General features: G+C 49.9%; 9 protein-coding genes. 6 read left to right on the plus strand and 3 right to left on the minus strand.

The window, feature by feature from the left end:
- Positions 1-3 precede the first annotated feature (3 nt).
- Positions 4-654: a response regulator transcription factor gene (locus AC0YOB_RS06055; RefSeq protein ID WP_475791993.1), complete on the minus strand. Its 651-nt coding sequence runs from the start codon at positions 652-654 to the stop codon at positions 4-6.
- A 211-nt stretch (positions 655-865) separates the two neighbouring features.
- Here AC0YOB_RS06055 and AC0YOB_RS06060 point away from each other — a divergent pair, with 211 nt between their 5' ends.
- From AC0YOB_RS06060 to AC0YOB_RS06070, 3 genes are all read left to right on the plus strand, one after another.
- A complete protein-coding gene (locus AC0YOB_RS06060) occupies positions 866-1,990 on the plus strand; it encodes an acyltransferase family protein (RefSeq protein ID WP_475791994.1) in 1,125 nt (374 codons plus the stop codon).
- Between the two features lie 288 nt (positions 1,991-2,278).
- On the plus strand, positions 2,279-2,866 hold the full coding sequence (locus tag AC0YOB_RS06065) for an NAD(P)H-dependent oxidoreductase (protein WP_475791995.1): 588 nt from the start codon (positions 2,279-2,281) through the stop codon (positions 2,864-2,866).
- A gap of 242 nt (positions 2,867-3,108) precedes the next feature.
- Complete coding sequence (locus AC0YOB_RS06070; RefSeq protein WP_475791996.1) at positions 3,109-3,498, plus strand: VOC family protein; 390 nt, start codon at positions 3,109-3,111, stop codon at positions 3,496-3,498.
- Positions 3,499-3,503: 5 nt separating this feature from the next.
- Here AC0YOB_RS06070 and AC0YOB_RS06075 read toward each other — a convergent pair whose 3' ends face one another.
- A complete protein-coding gene (locus AC0YOB_RS06075; RefSeq protein ID WP_475791997.1) occupies positions 3,504-4,319 on the minus strand; it encodes a DUF6597 domain-containing transcriptional factor in 816 nt (271 codons plus the stop codon).
- 260 nt (positions 4,320-4,579) lie between these two features.
- Entirely contained in the window at positions 4,580-5,590 is a 1,011-nt protein-coding gene (locus AC0YOB_RS06080; protein ID WP_475791998.1) for a fatty acid desaturase family protein, read from the minus strand.
- Between the two features lie 483 nt (positions 5,591-6,073).
- Here AC0YOB_RS06080 and AC0YOB_RS06085 point away from each other — a divergent pair, with 483 nt between their 5' ends.
- The 3 genes from AC0YOB_RS06085 to AC0YOB_RS06095 are packed head-to-tail and all read left to right on the plus strand — an operon-like array spanning position 6,074 to position 16,870.
- Positions 6,074-6,775 carry a thioesterase II family protein gene (locus AC0YOB_RS06085; RefSeq protein WP_475791999.1) on the plus strand — a complete coding sequence of 234 codons (702 nt, stop codon included), beginning with the start codon at positions 6,074-6,076 and terminating at the stop codon, positions 6,773-6,775.
- Between the two features lie 49 nt (positions 6,776-6,824).
- Positions 6,825-12,623, plus strand: a complete 5,799-nt coding sequence (locus tag AC0YOB_RS06090; RefSeq protein WP_475792000.1) for an amino acid adenylation domain-containing protein — start codon at positions 6,825-6,827, stop codon at positions 12,621-12,623.
- On the plus strand, positions 12,620-16,870 hold the full coding sequence (locus tag AC0YOB_RS06095; protein WP_475792001.1) for a beta-ketoacyl synthase N-terminal-like domain-containing protein: 4,251 nt from the start codon (positions 12,620-12,622) through the stop codon (positions 16,868-16,870). Before AC0YOB_RS06090 ends, AC0YOB_RS06095 begins: the two co-directional genes overlap by 4 nt.

Consider the following 16,870-nt stretch of genomic DNA (forward strand, 5'->3'; position numbering starts at 1 on the left):
AGGCTACAAGTCCATGTTCAGCCATTTCAGCTTGATGCCCTTCATCACGGCCTCCTGCCGGGAGGCCGCACCCAGTTTCCCGAACAGATGCGAGATCAGATATTCGACATTGCGCTGGCTCATGAAAAGCCGGTCCGCAATGTCTTTATTTTTGTGTCCCTGAGCAATCAGCTTCAAGACGGCCAGTTCCTTGTCCGATAACGTCCGGCTCGCTCCCCCGGAGTCCACGCCCGGCTCGGAAAGGCGGCTTTCTTTGGTTCTCAGCTGCCTGGCGAGATGGACAGGAAGAACCGTTAATTGCTGGATAGCTAATTGAAGACTGGCGATAAATTCCCGTTCGCCAAGAGACTTCTCCAGAATGCCGGTTACCCCAATCTCGATCAGCCGGTCGTAATGCTCCGAGATGTCCTCGCCGGTCAATATGACGATTATCGCTTCCGGATGGCGCTGCAGAGCAGCTTCCGTTAATTCGAAACCGTTCATCTCCGGCAGCTTCAGATCAAATACGAACAGATCAAAAACAGATTGTTCCATCAGGTCCACTGCAAATGCACCGCTTGACGCAGTCGTCACGCGAAAGCCGTTTTTTTCGAGAATGATGGCCGTTCCGGCCAAGAAGGTCCGGTGGTCATCAACCAACAAAATATGGGTCACAATCGATCCCCCCAACTACTCCCTTTGAGAATGAATGATTTCATTATACTATACCGGCGGTTTCGCGGCACCGCAATCGTCCGCAGCAAGACCGAAAGCAATGCCTCCCGGTACCGAAGATCGATTTGCGCGGTTTATCCTCTTTCTTTCGGTGAGCTTACCATGACCCCCGTGTTATTGTTGGTGCATGAGAACGAAAGGGGATGCAGAAATGGAGAAGAGATTAATCTATCTGGACCGCTTGAAAGTTTTTTTGACGGTGCTGGTCGTACTCCACCATACGGCAATTACTTATGGCGGTTCGGGAGGCTGGTTTTATTACGAGCATCAGGACAATGTTGTGGTAAATACACTGCTTACGATATTTACGGCTGTCAACCAATCGTTTTTTATGGGGCTGTTCTTTTTTATTTCCGGGTTTGTGACCCCCGCTTCCTATGACCGCCAAGGGGGAGGCGGATTCCTTAAGGCACGCCTGGTCCGGTTCGGTATTCCGCTGATGTTCTATATGCTGGTTATTGCTCCGTTCCTCAGATATGTTGCGACCGGGCATGAAGGTTCACTGGGTCTATATATCCAAGAGGAGGTAATCCCTCATCCGCTCCGGGGTTTGATTGAATTTGAAGTAGGGCCGCTGTGGTATTTGGTGGCGCTGCTGCTGTTCTTCGTCATCTATTCGGGTTATCGAGTGATGACGGCAGGCAAGCCTCTCCGTAAACCTCCCGCACTGACACCGAGGCTTATAGCAGGTTATCTTGTAATCGTCATGGCTGCAAATTTTATCGTACGCTTGGCATACCCCGTTGGAACCGAGGTAATGCATTTGCAATTGGCATATTTTCCGGCCTATATCGGCTTGTTCATGGCGGGCATTGCGGCCAATCGCGGAAATTGGCTGCAGCAGCTGACCGAAGACGCCGCCCGGAAGTGGAGGGGGATCGTCATTTTGCTGATCGTCTTGTTTCCTGCAGGGATGGCGTTCGGAGGAGCATTGGAGGGCGACATATCCCAATTCATGGGGGGAATGAGCTGGCAAGCTGCCTTTTATGCAATAATCGATCCGCTGCTTGGTTTGGGGATCTCCTATGTACTGCTGGTATGGTTCCGCAAACGATGGAACAGCGCGGCAGCTTTGTCTACCGGATGGCTGTCCTCCAACGCTTTTCTCGTTTATATCATTCATGCGCTGTTTGTGACCTATGTGTCCTTTGCGCTTCGTTCTCTGGACTGGCATCCGATTGTAAAATTTGTATTGGTCGGCTGTGCCGCCGTCATTCTCTCCTACGCGGCAGCATCGCTCATCCGCAGGATCCCCGGCATCAAAAGGGTGGTTTGAGATCATGCAGTTGTTTGATTTTTTAGTCATAATAGCAATCGATAAGAAACGGCTTCATACGCCATACGATATAATTGAATCAGAATGGCCTCCTATACGTTCCCAGCAGCAAGCTTTTCGAATCAAAGGAGGAATGAACATGCCATGACTCAAAGAAGCAGCGAATGCGGCAGTCCTTATAGTGTCGGATCGGGCAGCGCCATTACTGGCGCCATCGCCAACTTGACCTGCGGCAAAATCGTAGACTGACTCGTCTAAAACATTTAAAAATGACAAGGAGACATTAAAATGAAGCATCTTATAGTCTTTGCCCATCCAAAAACTGAAAGTTTTAACCACACGATATTGGAAACCGCAGCCGCTGCATTAACAAAAAACGGCCATGAGGTTATTGTGCGTGATCTGTATGCACTCCATTTCCAGCCTGTTCTAAAATCAGAAGATTCAATTGCGATGAGAGCCGGGCAAACACCGCAGGATATTAAAACGGAACAAGAATTTATTACGCAAGCGGAAGTTATTACATTTATTTATCCTATTTGGTGGACGGGACTTCCCGCGATCCTTAAAGGTTATGTTGACCGCGTGTTCTCTTACGGCTTTGCCTATAGTGTTGGTGAACAAGGTATCGTTAAGATGCTGACAGGCAAGAAGGGATTTATTATCAACACACATGCTACTCCCCTGGAAATTTACGATACGATTGGGATGACCGCCGGATTGAAAATTACGTCGGATATTGGCATCTTGGACTTCGTTGGTATTGAACCTGTGGGACATTTATTTTTTGGCAGCATAGGAAACCTTGATGGGGAGGCATATAAAGGGTTGTTACAGGAAGTTGAAGATACGATTCATTCATTATTTCCAAAATAATTCAGTGCACGGAACATATTAGTTTCTGCTTCGCCTACCCACACTCATTTCTTCTTTGTATATACGGCTGATCATAGTCTATATGCAAGCCTTCATCCCCATCATGTACCCTTACTCTGCTCCCTTACAATATTTTTATCGCGTTTTTACAATACCGCGTTCCCTTGATTTTGTTAAATTGGGCATAGGAAACCTTTTTACTCCCGGGTTAGCCGCAATATATACAGAAAGGTAGTGGAACAATGAAATTATCCCAAGTCAGACTGCTGGTGAACAATTTTCACGAAAGTGTAGCCTTTTACAAAGACGTGATGGAGTTTCCAATGGGGTTTTCCTCAGAGGAGATGCAGTTCGCATCATTTAATACCGGCGAAACCAAACTCGAAATTTTTTCCCGTGAAAATATCGTTGAAGTGCTCGATGAAAACCATCTTCCAACCGGTACAGAATCACAGTCGAAATTTTTACTCGCATTTGCCGTCGATGATGTGGACGAGGTGTGCGCCCGTTTGAAGGAAAGAGGAGTGGAGCTCCTTAATGAACCTCATGACCGGCAGGCCTGGAATGCAAGGGTTGCCCATTTACGCGATCCGGAAGGCAATGTGATCGAACTCTATAAACACCCGCTTTAACAGCCTTAGTCCGGCTTTGGTTCATTTAACAATCTCGTGTAGATTTCCGGGGATGTTCCTACGATAGATTTGAAATCATGAATGAAATGGGCTTGATCGTAATAGCCGAGCTCCAAAGCAAGCCTTGACCAGTCGGGAATATCGCCATCGTCCATTTTCTCGACCGCTTCGTGAAGCCGGTAGCGTTGAATGATCCATTTGGGGCTGACCCCCACATACTGACGGAATAAGAGCTGAAACTGCCTTTTGCCTAGAGGGAAGCGCCGCACAATGTCATCAACTTTAACGATGCTTCTATCGGAGACGATAGTTTGAACGACGTTATTAATGAGCTCGACATTGGTGTCGGGTTCTGGGAGACGTTCCCGAATAAAAGATTCTGCAAGAGGAATCATCTGTTCTGCGGTCTCCTGGGAAAAAAGCCGCTGCTCCAGCGCCTGGCTGCCCATTCCATAGATTTCCCGGAAAGGCACCATGCGGTCCGTCAGGGTTGAAACGGAATTGTTCAGAAAGGGATAATAAGCTCCAGGCAGGAATTTGACGCCGAAGACCGCTCCTTGTTCCTGGAGAAGCACTGAAAACCTGCCTTTAAAAACGCCCACAATTCGCGAATTGTCTCTTTCAAACACCAGATGAACGGAAGGATGAGGCAGGGTTTCTTGAAGATGCGGTTCCTTCCCCCGAAGATCCCAGCGGACAATCCAGTAATGCTCAATGAAAGGTATGAGATCGGTGGAGGGGGAGTACCGGGAAGCTGAAAATTTGGGATTTTCCTTATTAACGTGTAATAGTCCAACAGGTTTTCCGGGTTTCAATTCCATCAGAGATCCCTCCCGTATCGAGCAGTTTGGGTGCTGCATGACAATTATGATAACATAGCTGCGGTCAGGTGCATGATGAAATTGAACCCCCGGCGCATAAGAAGGCTGCCCGCTTGACGCGGCAGCCTTCTTGTGCGAATTGGCAGGTTATAACTATCCAAATAGAGTATGGTGGGGGTGGTGATTTATGTTAGGGCATGTTGCGGAATCGGGTAAGTGAGATAGAAAAAGCAGGAATCTCATTGGGGTACGCTTCCCCATTATCTGCCTTTTAATTTATTCCAAAACGGAATGCGGCCTTGAATATCGTCAATAACAGAAGAAAAGCCCGGGGCCAGCGACAGGAAAAAACCGGTGCAATGATGTGCCTTCTGGTATTCGGAATCTTCCATCAGAACAAGATGCGCCTTCTTGATATTATAATGGGGGATGGCAGGGAAAAGATGATGAACCAAATGATATGAATTGCGGTGAGGATGAAGAAGCACCCGTTCAAACCAATTTCCAAAGGAGTTCCTTGTCGCAAACATTTCCTTATCGTTTTCCAGGCCGGCATGTTCGGCCATCTCAGCCCAATATTTCAGTATTTGCAGCGTCGTCATAAAAGGAATGACCCAAAAAAGTATAAGCTCCAGCCAAAATCCGAAAAAGATGGAGCAGAATATGATCAATGCCCAATATACACCCCGCACGATGTTGTCGAAACGCGTTTCGTCTTTGGAATACATCGTTACTTTGATCATTCCGCTCAAATAACGGGGCACATGAACCAGGGTCAAAGGTCTCAGACAATGACGGAGAATAAATTCCAACCTGCTCTTCGGAGGGTTATCTAGCCCTACCAATTGATACCGCAGTTTGTCGGGGTCAATATCGCTCCACAAATATTTGTGATGGGTCATATGGCCCTTGATGTAGGCTCGATAGGAAATCATAATGGGGTAAGCTGCAAATAAGCAGGCAATCCATTTGTTTAATTTGTGGTTTTTGAACAGCATATTGTGGCTGGATTCATGCATCATGATATCCAGACCGCGCATTCGGCTTCCTATGATTGTGATGCTGATGAGATACATCCATATCGTAGGCTTTAAGTAAAAAAGGGCGATAACCGCCGAGATGATCAGCCAGTCCAGTCCTATGGCGAAATAATTGTACCAATTATTCTGCTGCTGCAGCTCGCGTATTTGGCTGCGTATTTCGGGCGAAAAACGATATTTTTCCAATTCATGATGCTGCGTTCCTTCCAAACGGCTTGCTGCGTCGCTCATTATTGTTGCCCTCCTTAATAACTTGAGTCTTGCAAAAACATTACGAAAAACCTTGTAAGTGTTTGTAAAACAGAGAGGTTATAGGAGAAAAAACAGGCAGGAATAATTGGCAGGAATAAGTAAAATATGTTGCACTTTCAATTATTACTAGTATATTATAAATTGTATTACATCAGTTATTGGAATTGAAATAGGTCAATTATCATGATTAATCCCTATTTTTCAACATATTTGAGAAATTATAGGGAACATTGACCCTGATATTCAACGTTTTGGAGGAAATAAAGGGAATAATGTGCATATTTGAAAATTGAGTGCGGGATGAAAAACGATTCTATCAGATTCGAAACGAATTCATATGGAAAACCGCATATAAAAGATTCAGAATATTAGAAATTTAATCATTCGGAGAGATGCGCTTATTCGTTGAAGGAAAGTACATAAAAGCCGCAGCTCAAGAAATATTGCCGGAAGGATTCACTCATGAATAACATGCTTCTATTTTGTTTCCCCTATGCGGGCGGATCTGAATCTATCTACTATCCGTGGCGCAAGCATTTGCTTCCCGGCATTGAGCTGCTGCCAGTCCCCTACGCCGGCAGAGGAAAAAGATTTCAGGACACTTGCTATAAAGACATGAATGATGCCTTATGCGATCTGTTTGCATATGTAAAACAATATATCAGCGGAACGAAGTATTCCTTTTTTGGACATAGCATGGGCGGACTAATCGCTTATGAGCTCTGCAGAAAGCTGGAGGGTGAAGGGATTCATCCTCCCAGGCATGTATTTGTTTCCGGCGTCAGAGCGCCGAACAGGATACGAAGCCATAATCTTCACCAGCTGCCCGAGGAAGAATTCAAGAAAAAATTGGATGAATTAAACGGCACGCCCAAAGAGGTTCTTCACAATCGACAGCTAATGGAGATTTTTCTGCCGATATTGAGATCCGACTTCAGGCTGATCGAAGAATATGCGTTTATGCCGGACAATGCCAGGCTAAACGCCAATATCACCGCATTATACGGGAAAGGGGACGATATCGTTTATGAGGATATGATGCATTGGAAGGATTTTACGAAGGAGCGGTTTGGCCTTCACGGCTATCCCGGAGGACATTTTTTCATTAACGATAACGATTTCGATATCCTGCATCTGATTAACGACACCTTAGCGGAGCATTGAGTGCAAGCCAACAATCAATACAACTTTTGTACTGATCAGGAGGGTTATAATGCATACCCCAAACATTCCCGCAAACAGCAGACATGATAACGATACCGATCGATTAACGGAAGAAGAAATCTATTGGCTCGGCAAATTGTCAGCCGATTTGGGCATGAGCAGTTTTGCGGTTGATCACAAGATGGTGCGTACGGAAATTCAGGATACAGAAATCCATACGTTTAACCTTCCAGATGAAATTGCACGCAGGATTACGGCCGTGAGCAACGGGTCGGAATACGGTGTTTTCATCATTTTGCTGTGCGGAATTCAATATTTGCTATCCATACATTCGGGAAATAAAGATGTTGTTGTCGGGATTCCGGTGTTCAGGACGAAGTCCGGGCCGGCTTTTCAGGATAACCATTTGATTATACGAAATGTGATGGATAGCCGCATGACGTTCAAGGATCTTCTGTTCGAGGTAAAACAAACCGTCTCGGATGCGGGCAAGCACCAGAAAGTTTCCTACCGCAAGCTGGCAAGGCTTCTGCATCTGGAAACGCCTGCCGGAGATCTGCCTAAACCGCGAACGGTCGTCTTACTGGAAAATATCCAAAATAATGCTTCCGCCGGTCAATCCGCCGCCGATACGACGTTTCAGTTCAACTTGGCGGGAGAGCACATTCATTGCCGTGTATCGTTTAAGACAGGCGGCATTACGCAGGAGACCATTCGCGGTATTGCGAATCATTTCACTCACTTCTTCAGAACCGTTCTGGATAACCCTGACATCCTATTGTCCGGGATTGGAATTCCGGATGAAGAGAGAAGCCGTCTATTATACGAGTTTAACGAAACGGCTGCCCCTTATCCAAAGGACAAAACCGTAGTTGACTGGTTTGAAGAGCAGGTGGAGAGAACCCCGCATCAAACAGCAGTCGTTTATCAGAACCGAAAGCTGACCTACAGGGAACTCAACGCCAAAGCGAATCAAATCGCCCATCTATTGATCAGGCTTGGGATCGGGGAAGGCAGCGTTGTCGGGATCATGGTGGAAAGATCGCTTGAGATGCCCGTAGGGATGATGGGGATTTTAAAGACCGGGGGAGCGTATTTGCCGATTGACCCGAGCCTGCCGGAGGAACGAATCAGGTCTCTGCTGAACAACTCGCAGGCCGGCATTATTCTGGTAAACGGCAATCTTGAAGTAAATATTTCTGATGCGGAGATGAAAATCGTCGATATCGGGAGCGCCTTGGCGAGCAGCGTGCCGGAGGCTGTGGATAATCCGGGATTGACGTATGACCCGGAGGGTATGATGTATGTTCTGTTCACTTCGGGAACCACAGGCGTGCCCAAAGGGGTAATGGTGAAACGGCGTTCATTCGTCAATTTGCTGAATTGGTATATACGCGAACTGAAGCTGAGCGATGCTGACGACCTGATGCTGATCGCACCGCTCAGCTTCGATACGGCACATAAAAATTTGTTCGCTCCTTTATTGGTGGGCGGGCGGCTGCACCTGTTCACCGCAGGGATGTATGACTATAACGAGATGTCGGATGTGATCGCCCGTGAACGGATTACGGTTATCAATTGTTCACCGAGTGCCCTTTACCCTTTGATCGATTACAACGAGTACAACGAATACCGCAAATTAAGCCCTTTGAAGCATGTGATCGTGGGCGGCGAGCCTATTAATCTGAAAAAGCTGAAGCCATGGCTCCAATCACCCGAATGCCGCTCCGATGTCATCAATACCTATGGTCCTACGGAGTGTACGGATATCGCGGCCTCCTTCAAGTTTAACCGCCTGAATATGGAGCAATTGGAAATTGTTCCGCTCGGCAAACCGCTGCCCAATACCGAAATATACATCGTGGATGAGGATACGAACCTGCAGCCGATTGGTGTTGCCGGCGAGTTATGCATCAGCGGAGACGGTCTGTCGCTCGGCTATTATAACGCGCCGAATCTGACGAACGAGAAGTTCGTGGAATGTCCGTTCTATCCGGGTAAAAAGATTTATAAAACCGGAGACCTCGCAAGATGGATGCAGGACGGCACGCTTGAATTTCTCGGCCGCAAAGACTTTCAGACCAAGATCAGAGGCTTCCGTGTCGAGCTTGGCGAGGTAGAGCATTGCCTGCTGCAGCATCCCGGCGTGGAAGAGGCCATTGCAGTGTCCATGAAAGATTCTGCAGGCATGGATGTGCTATGCGCCTATTTCGTTTCCCGCCTGAAGCTGCCGGTTGCAGAATTAAGAAGCTATGTTGCCCAGAAGCTCCCCGATTTCATGATACCCGCATATTTCACGCAGCTCGGCAAAATGCCTCTCAACAACAATGGGAAAATCGATCGGAAAGCCCTGCCCGCACCGGATCCGGATACAGCCGCAAGCTCGCCTTATGCCGCACCGGAAAGCAATATGGAACGATTGTTCGCAGGCATATGGGAAGAGGTTCTGGGTGTGGCGAGAGTTGGCATCCATGATGATTTCTTTGAACTGGGAGGCCATTCGCTTAAAGCCGCTGCCATCGTGCTGAAGATCAACAGGGAGCTGGAAACCAGCTTGCAAATAAGCGGCTTGTTCCGTCATCCCAGCATAAGAGCGTTCGCCAAATACGCGGAGAGCTTGCAAGGGCGGCAATATCCGGCCATTCGGCCTGTGGAAACAGCCGGGACTTATCCCGTTCCTTCGCAGCAGAAGCGGCTGTTCATCTTGTGGCAGCTGGATCGGAGTTCGCTCGCCTATAACATGACCTCTGTGAATATGATCGAGGGCGGTCTTGACCGGCGGAAGCTGGAGGATACGCTCGGACGTCTTATCCGCCGGCATGAATCGCTGCGAACCTCCTTCATATTCAAGGACGGCGAGCTTGTGCAGACGATCCGACCCGACATTACCTTCACGCTGGATATCGAAGAGGGGGAAGAAATTGGGCTTCAGCGTGCAGTCAATGACTTTGTGAAGCCCTTCGATCTGGAAAAGGAGCCGTTGTTCAGAGTCAAGCTCATGAAGGTTGGAGACAACAGGCACCTGCTGCTGACCGATATCCATCACATTGTCTTCGACGGCGCGTCGATGGATATCTTGATGCAGGAATTCTCCGAACTGTACTCAGGGATGAGCCAGAGACAGCTCGAGCTGCAATATAAAGACTATTCGGTATGGCAGGCTGAGCAGAATGCGGCCGATGACAGGAGAAGGCAAGAGGCGTATTGGCTGAATCTGTTCAAGGATGGGGTTCCCGAGCTTCAACTGAATACGGATTATCCGCGGCAGCCTGTCATGCGGTTCGAGGGCGGCAGCGTAAGCGTCCTCGCTAATGCAGAATTGACTGCGGGCTTAAGAGCGGTTGCCGCAGAAAGCGGGGCAACCCTATATATGCTGCTGTTGTCCGCGGTTAACGCGTTGTTGTTCAAATACACCGGGCAAGAGGACATTGTAATCGGCTCGCCGACGGCAGGGAGGTCCCATCCGGGTCTGGAACGGATCGTTGGCATGTTCGTGAACACGGTTGTCATGAGAAACTTTCCATGCGGGGAAAAGACGTTCATGGCTCTTCTGGGCGAAGTCAAGGAGAATACGCTGAAGGCCTTCGAGAATGAACAATATCCCTTTGAAGTACTGGTGGATAAACTGGGAGTTCCAAGGAACACGGGAAGAAATCCTTTATACGATGTGATTTTTGCGCAGGAAAGCGATGATCGCGCGGCCATGGATACTGCCGGATTGTCCTTCCGGGAATATCCGGTTGAGGAGCGTTCGGCCCAGATCGATCTTTCCATTCGGGCCCTTGAGAAGAGGAGCACCCTTGATTTCAGATTTAAATACCGCACGGATCTGTTTGCGGAAGAAACAATCGAAAGGATGGCCGGCCATTTCATCCGTTTGCTTGAGGAAATCGCTCAAAACCGCGATGTCCGATTGCAGGATATCCGCATCCTGTCCGACCAGGATGAGCGGCTGCTGCTTGAAGGCTTCAATTATACGCAGATTGAATTCCCGTACGAAAAGACGGTACATGAATTAATCGGGCGGCAGGTGCGGGACACTCCAACGGAGACCGCTATCGTGTATAAGGACAAGCAGCTGACATATGCCGAATTGGATGAGCAGGCTAACCGGCTTGCCCGCGTTCTGAGAAACAAGGGAGTGAAACGAAACGATATTGTCGGAATCATTGCGGAGCCATCTGCCGAAATGGTCATAAGCGTACTGGGAGTACTGAAGTCCGGGGGCGCTTATCTGCCGATTGATCCCGGTTTCCCGGTGAACAGGATCCGCTATATGCTGGAGGACAGCCGTTGTTCATTAATCGTGACGCAGCGCCCTCTTCAGGAGCTTTTGAAGCTTGATCAGGTCGCCCTGGATGACGAATCTGTAAGCCAGGTAGAAGCATCCTGCCCGGAGAACGTCAATCTTCCCGGCGATCTGGCTTATGTGATCTATACATCCGGCACGACAGGGAAGCCGAAGGGCGTCATGATCGAGCACCGGAACGTGACGAATCAGCTTGCGGGATTCACCGCCCGGCTGAAGTTCGACCGGGAATGCCGTCATCTGTTTCTGGCCAAGTTCACCTTCGATGTGTCGGTGCAGCAGATGCTGCTGCCGCTTCTTTCCGGCGGACAGCTGTATATCCCCGGCGAAGAAACGGCTGCCGAGCCCGGACGTCTCTGGAGCTACATGGCGAAGCACCAAGTTAACGTTCTGTGCGCCGTACCCGCCCATATGAAAGTTCTTCTGAACAACAGGCGCGATCTCGTTAATCACCGGTTCCGTTATGTCATGCTGGCGGGAGAAGTGTTCAGCAGAAATCTGTATGACGAGCTGCGAAGCGCCGTCCATGCCGATCAGATCGTGAATCTGTACGGGCCGACCGAAACAACAATCTATACGACTTACCATATCTGCGACGGCAGCGAGGCAGGTGCGAGCCTGCCGATCGGCAAGCCTTTAGATAATTACAGAACGTATATTCTGGACCGCGATCTTCGCCCGGTGCCGCTGGGGGTGGCGGGAGAGCTGAACATCTCCGGTGCTGGAGTGGGAAGAGGGTATCTGAACAGACCGGACCTGACCCGCGAACGGTTTGTCCCTGACCCGTTCCTGGATGGGGCGAGCATGTACAAGACGGGAGATTTGGTCAGATGGCTTCCGGACGGCGGCATCGAATATATGGGAAGACTCGACCATCAGGTCAAAATCAAGGGAATCCGGATTGAGCCGGGCGAAATCAATCATCATCTCCTTAATCATGGCAGCATTAAGGATGCGGTTGTCGCGGCAAAATTGAATCCGTCAGGCGAAGCCTACCTGTGCGCGTATGTGGTCGCGGAAGACGCTGTAACCACAACGGAATTAAGGGAATACCTGGGGTTGCATTTGTCCGGGTACATGATTCCCGAGCGATTCGTGCAGCTTGCGCAGCTGCCTGTAACGACCAGCGGTAAAATCGATATCAAGGCACTACAGGAAAGAGAAGATGAAATCTATATGCTTTCGGGAACCGCTTATGCGGAGCCTTCAAGCGGGCTTGAGCAGGCGATAGCGGAGATATGGAAGCAGGTGCTCGGAACGGACCGGGTAGGAGTCCACGACCATTTCTTCGAGCTTGGCGGAAATTCCCTGAATATTATCGAGGTGCATGTCCTCCTGAAGGAACGGCTGAACGTCGACCTGCCGGTGGTTGAACTGTTCCGTTATTCCTCTATCCATGCATTGGCAAGGCACTTGGGGGCGACAGCAGACGAAGGCGTGCGGGAAGGAAGCGGCCCGGATCGGGATCAAGTCAGGGAGGAATCGAAGAATCGGTTAAAGCAAAGAATGCAGAGAAAAAAAGAGGGTGGGAAATTATGAACAACCATACGACAAACGGGTTGGAGATCGCGGTTGTCGGAATGGCATGCCGGGTTCCAGGCGGAAACGATATCCGCAGCTTCTGGGATACGATCAAGAACGGAACGGAAGCGATCTCTTTCTTCACGAATGAGGAACTGCAGGAAGCGGGCGTCGACCCGGAGACGCTCCGTAGTCCCGGCTATGTCAAAGCCGGGGGCGTAATCCGTGATTCGGAATGGTTTGACACCCATTTGTTCCGCTACTCCCCCCGGGAATCGGAAGTGATGGACCCCCAGCTTAAAGTGCTGCATGAATGTGCCTGGGAAGCGCTTGAGCAAGCAGGCTGCTGCGGGGAGCATGGGAACGGATTAACGGGCGTCTATATCGGAGGGTCAACAAACTTATATTGGATGAACGATGTGTTTCAACAAGCGCCCGACTTTATGAGAGAAGCTAACTTGTTGAACGGATCGCAATTTTTCAGCACGAGATTATCGCATCAGCTGAATTTGAAGGGCCCAAGCTATACGGTTCAAACGGCGTGTTCATCTTCATTGGTTGCCATTCATCTGGCCTGTCAGGGTCTTCTGGGCGGCGAATGCGATATCGCTCTGGCTGGAGGCGTATCCATCACACTGCCGGAGAAACGAGGCTATTGGTATCAGGAGGGCATGATTCTGTCACCCGACGGACACTGCAGACCGTTCGACGCCAATGCCAAAGGAACGGTCAATGGCAGCGGGGCGGGCATGGTGGTCCTGAAAAGGCTGCAGGATGCCCTGGAGGGCGGAGATTATATTTACGCAGTCGTAAAGGGGTCGGCGGTCAACAATGACGGCCGCGATAAAGTCAGCTTTACCGCTCCGAGCATAGAGGGACAGGCCGATGCGATCAGGTCCGCTCTGCTCATGGCGGAAGTCGAACCGGAAAGCATCACCTATGTGGAGGCGCACGGGACCGGGACCGTACTCGGCGATCCGATTGAAATCGAAGGGCTGAAGCTGGCATTTAATACCGGCAAGCGGGGCTACTGCGGCATCGGATCAGTTAAAGCGAATATCGGGCATCTCGATAATGCTGCGGGCGTGGCCGGTTTCATCAAGACAGCGCTTTCCCTGAAGCACCGGCTGATTCCGCCGAGCATTAATTTCGCGAAGCCGAACGACAAAATCGATTTTGAACGAAGCCCGTTCTATGTCAACACCCGTCCGGCTGAGTGGAAGCATTCGGATTTTCCATTAAGAGCCGGGGTAAGTTCATTCGGAATCGGCGGAACCAATGCTCATCTGGTGCTCGAGGAAGCTCCGGACAGAGGCAGCCCGGACCGCGGCAGAAGGGTCCAGCTTCTGTCGCTCTCCGCGCAAACCATGAAGTCCCTTGATGAACAGACCCGCAGGCTGGCCGATTATTTGGACCAGAACGAAGACATTGATTTGGCCGATGCGGCCTATACGCTTCTGGTCGGCAGAAAACAGATGAAGTACCGCAGGGTGCTGGCGGCGGCGGATGCAGCCGAGGCCAAGCGGGAGCTGTCTTCAGCGCATTCTGCCAAAGTACAGACGGCGAAGGTGTCCGGCTCCGTCAAGCCGGTCATCTTCATGTTCCCGGGACAAGGCTCCCAATATATCAATATGGGATTGGAGCTGTATAGAGAAGAACAAGGATTTCGCGAAGAGGTAGACCAATGCTGTCATATCCTGGCCAGGTTAAGGGGATATGATATGAAGGAAATCTTGTATCCGGCACATATCGGGGAGGGAACTAACGAGAGGATTCATCAAACATCCTATACTCAACCTGCAATTTTTATTTTTGAATATGCGCTGGCCAGGATGCTGATGAATTGGGGGATCCGCCCGGACGGCATGATCGGACATAGTCTGGGCGAATATGTGGCCGCTTGTTTATCCGGAGTGCTGTCGCTCGAACATGCCCTGGCACTGGTTTCGGCACGCGCCGACCTTATGCAGCGGCTGCCGGCGGGCGGCATGTTGAGCGTGATGGCGACGTCAGAGAGGCTGCTGCCGCTGCTTGGCCCCGGTCTGACCATTGCCGTTTTAAACGGTCCGTCACAGTGTGTCGTTTCGGGTTCATATGAAGAATTGAATGATCTGGAGGCAGAACTGGACCGGCAGGGTCTCCGTCATAAGAGGCTGCAGACTTCCCATGCCTTTCATTCATCAATGATGGACCCGGTTCTAAGCGTCTTTGAAGAGAAAGCCAGGGAAGCCGTCTTTGGCGAGCCGCAGATTCCTTATATTTCAAATGTCACGGGAAAATGGATAACCGCCCAGGAAGCGGCGGACCCCCGGTATTGGGTGAAGCATTTGCGCGGCACCGTCCGGTTTTCCGAGGGTGTGGGGCAATTATTGGCGGATGCGGACAGTATCTTTGTCGAGGTAGGGCCTGGCAAGACATTAAGCGCATTCGTCAGACAGCAACTTGACGAAGAATCGGCAGCACGGAATGTGATCGTGAATATGGTAAAGTCCTCCATTGATAATGTGCCGGACGACGAATTCTTGCTTCGCGGAATCGGCAGGCTGCATATTCATGGCGCGCACATCGATTGGCAGAGCTATTACGCAAGAGAGAGAAGATTCCGCGTTCCGCTGCCCACGTATGCGTTTGATCGCCAGTATTACAGCATTCGCGCCGGTCAAGCCGGAAGCGGAGCCGACAATCGGGATACGACGGGCCGGGTCGGCGGGGATGCGGCCAGGGGCAGTAACGGGCAGCTGGCAGCAAAAGACGGGACGCCAATGACAGATAAGGAACAGCTCATTATTGAAGCCTATAAGGAAGTTACAGGCGTAAAGAATATAACCCTTTATGATGATTTCTTCGAACTCGGAGGCAGCTCGCTGTCTGCCGTCAACGTTGTATCCAGACTGCAGAAGGACCTTCGGATATCCATCCGTCAACTGTTTGAATATCCGCGGGTGTCCGATCTGGCACAGCATATCGGCTTCAAGACAGAAGGCCCTTTCTTACCGAAGGACGAATTGAAGCGGTACTTGCTGGCGCGGAGAGAAAGATATCTTTCGCCCGCGGATGCGGGCAATGAATGGGAAGCAAAACGCCGTCTATACGAGGAGAGAAGCAGGGGATATAACGAAACAAGCCTTACCCGCAGGGTGGAATACAAGGATATTTTGTTGACGGGAAGCACGGGATACCTGGGAATCTATTTGCTCTATGAATTATTAAGGCACTCGAGCAGCAATGTGCATCTTATCATAAGAAGCGGGAGCCGGGAGGAAGCCGGGAAACGGATCAAAGAAAAGCTCGGTTTTTATTTCGGACCGGACTTTTATGAGGAATGGAACCGGAGAATTTTCGTATATAACGGTGATTTAACGAAGAAGAATCTGGGAATGGATGACAGCGGGTACCGGGATCTTTGCGGACTCATTCCATGCATTATTCATTCGGCGGCCAATGTCAGCCATTACGGCAAATACGACGAATCTTATGAGGCCAACATTGTGGCTACGGATAACTTAGTCGAGTTTGCGCTCACGGGACGGATCAAGGATTTTAACCATATCTCGACGATGGCCGTCGCTTCCGGCAGGGTTGAACATCAGAAGGACATCCTGTTTACCGAATTCGATTGCGATGTCGGACAAGCCCTGACGAGTCCATACTCGAAAACGAAGCTCATAGCAGAGAAACGATTGAGGGAAGCAAGACAAAAAGGAGTCGACGTTACTATTTTCCGTGTCGGCAACATCGTATTCGACTCCAGATCCGGCAAGTTCCAGGAAAATATCGCACAGAACGCTTTATATTCCTTAATCCAATCCTATGTCACGATCGGGTTGATTCCGGAAATGGAGAGGGATACGGATTTTTCATGCGTGGATGACGTAAGCCGGGCAATCGTGAGCTTGTTCGACCGAATGGAGCTGAAGAATGAGACCCATCATATTTACAATCCGAGCCCTGTCAGCATGTCGGAGCTGCTGACGATTCCAGGTTTGTCGCTCGGCGTGGAACAGGCGTCGATCGAACGGTTTCTGGACTATGTCTATGATGAAAATAAGGTCCGCGGACATTCATCCCCTATCTATAACATCCAGCTGCACAGCATCGGAGATGATTGGGGAGAGCTTGACAGTCCGGCCGAACACACTTTATTCCATATCAGGAGCGACAAGACGGCCGCGCTGTTAGAAAGAACGGGCTTTGTATGGAATGAGATGAACGAGCAGCTTGCCGGACGAATGATAGATTACTGCCGGCAAGTGAAATTCCTGTAG

The organism is Paenibacillus sp. JT31N17, from assembly GCF_056269255.1.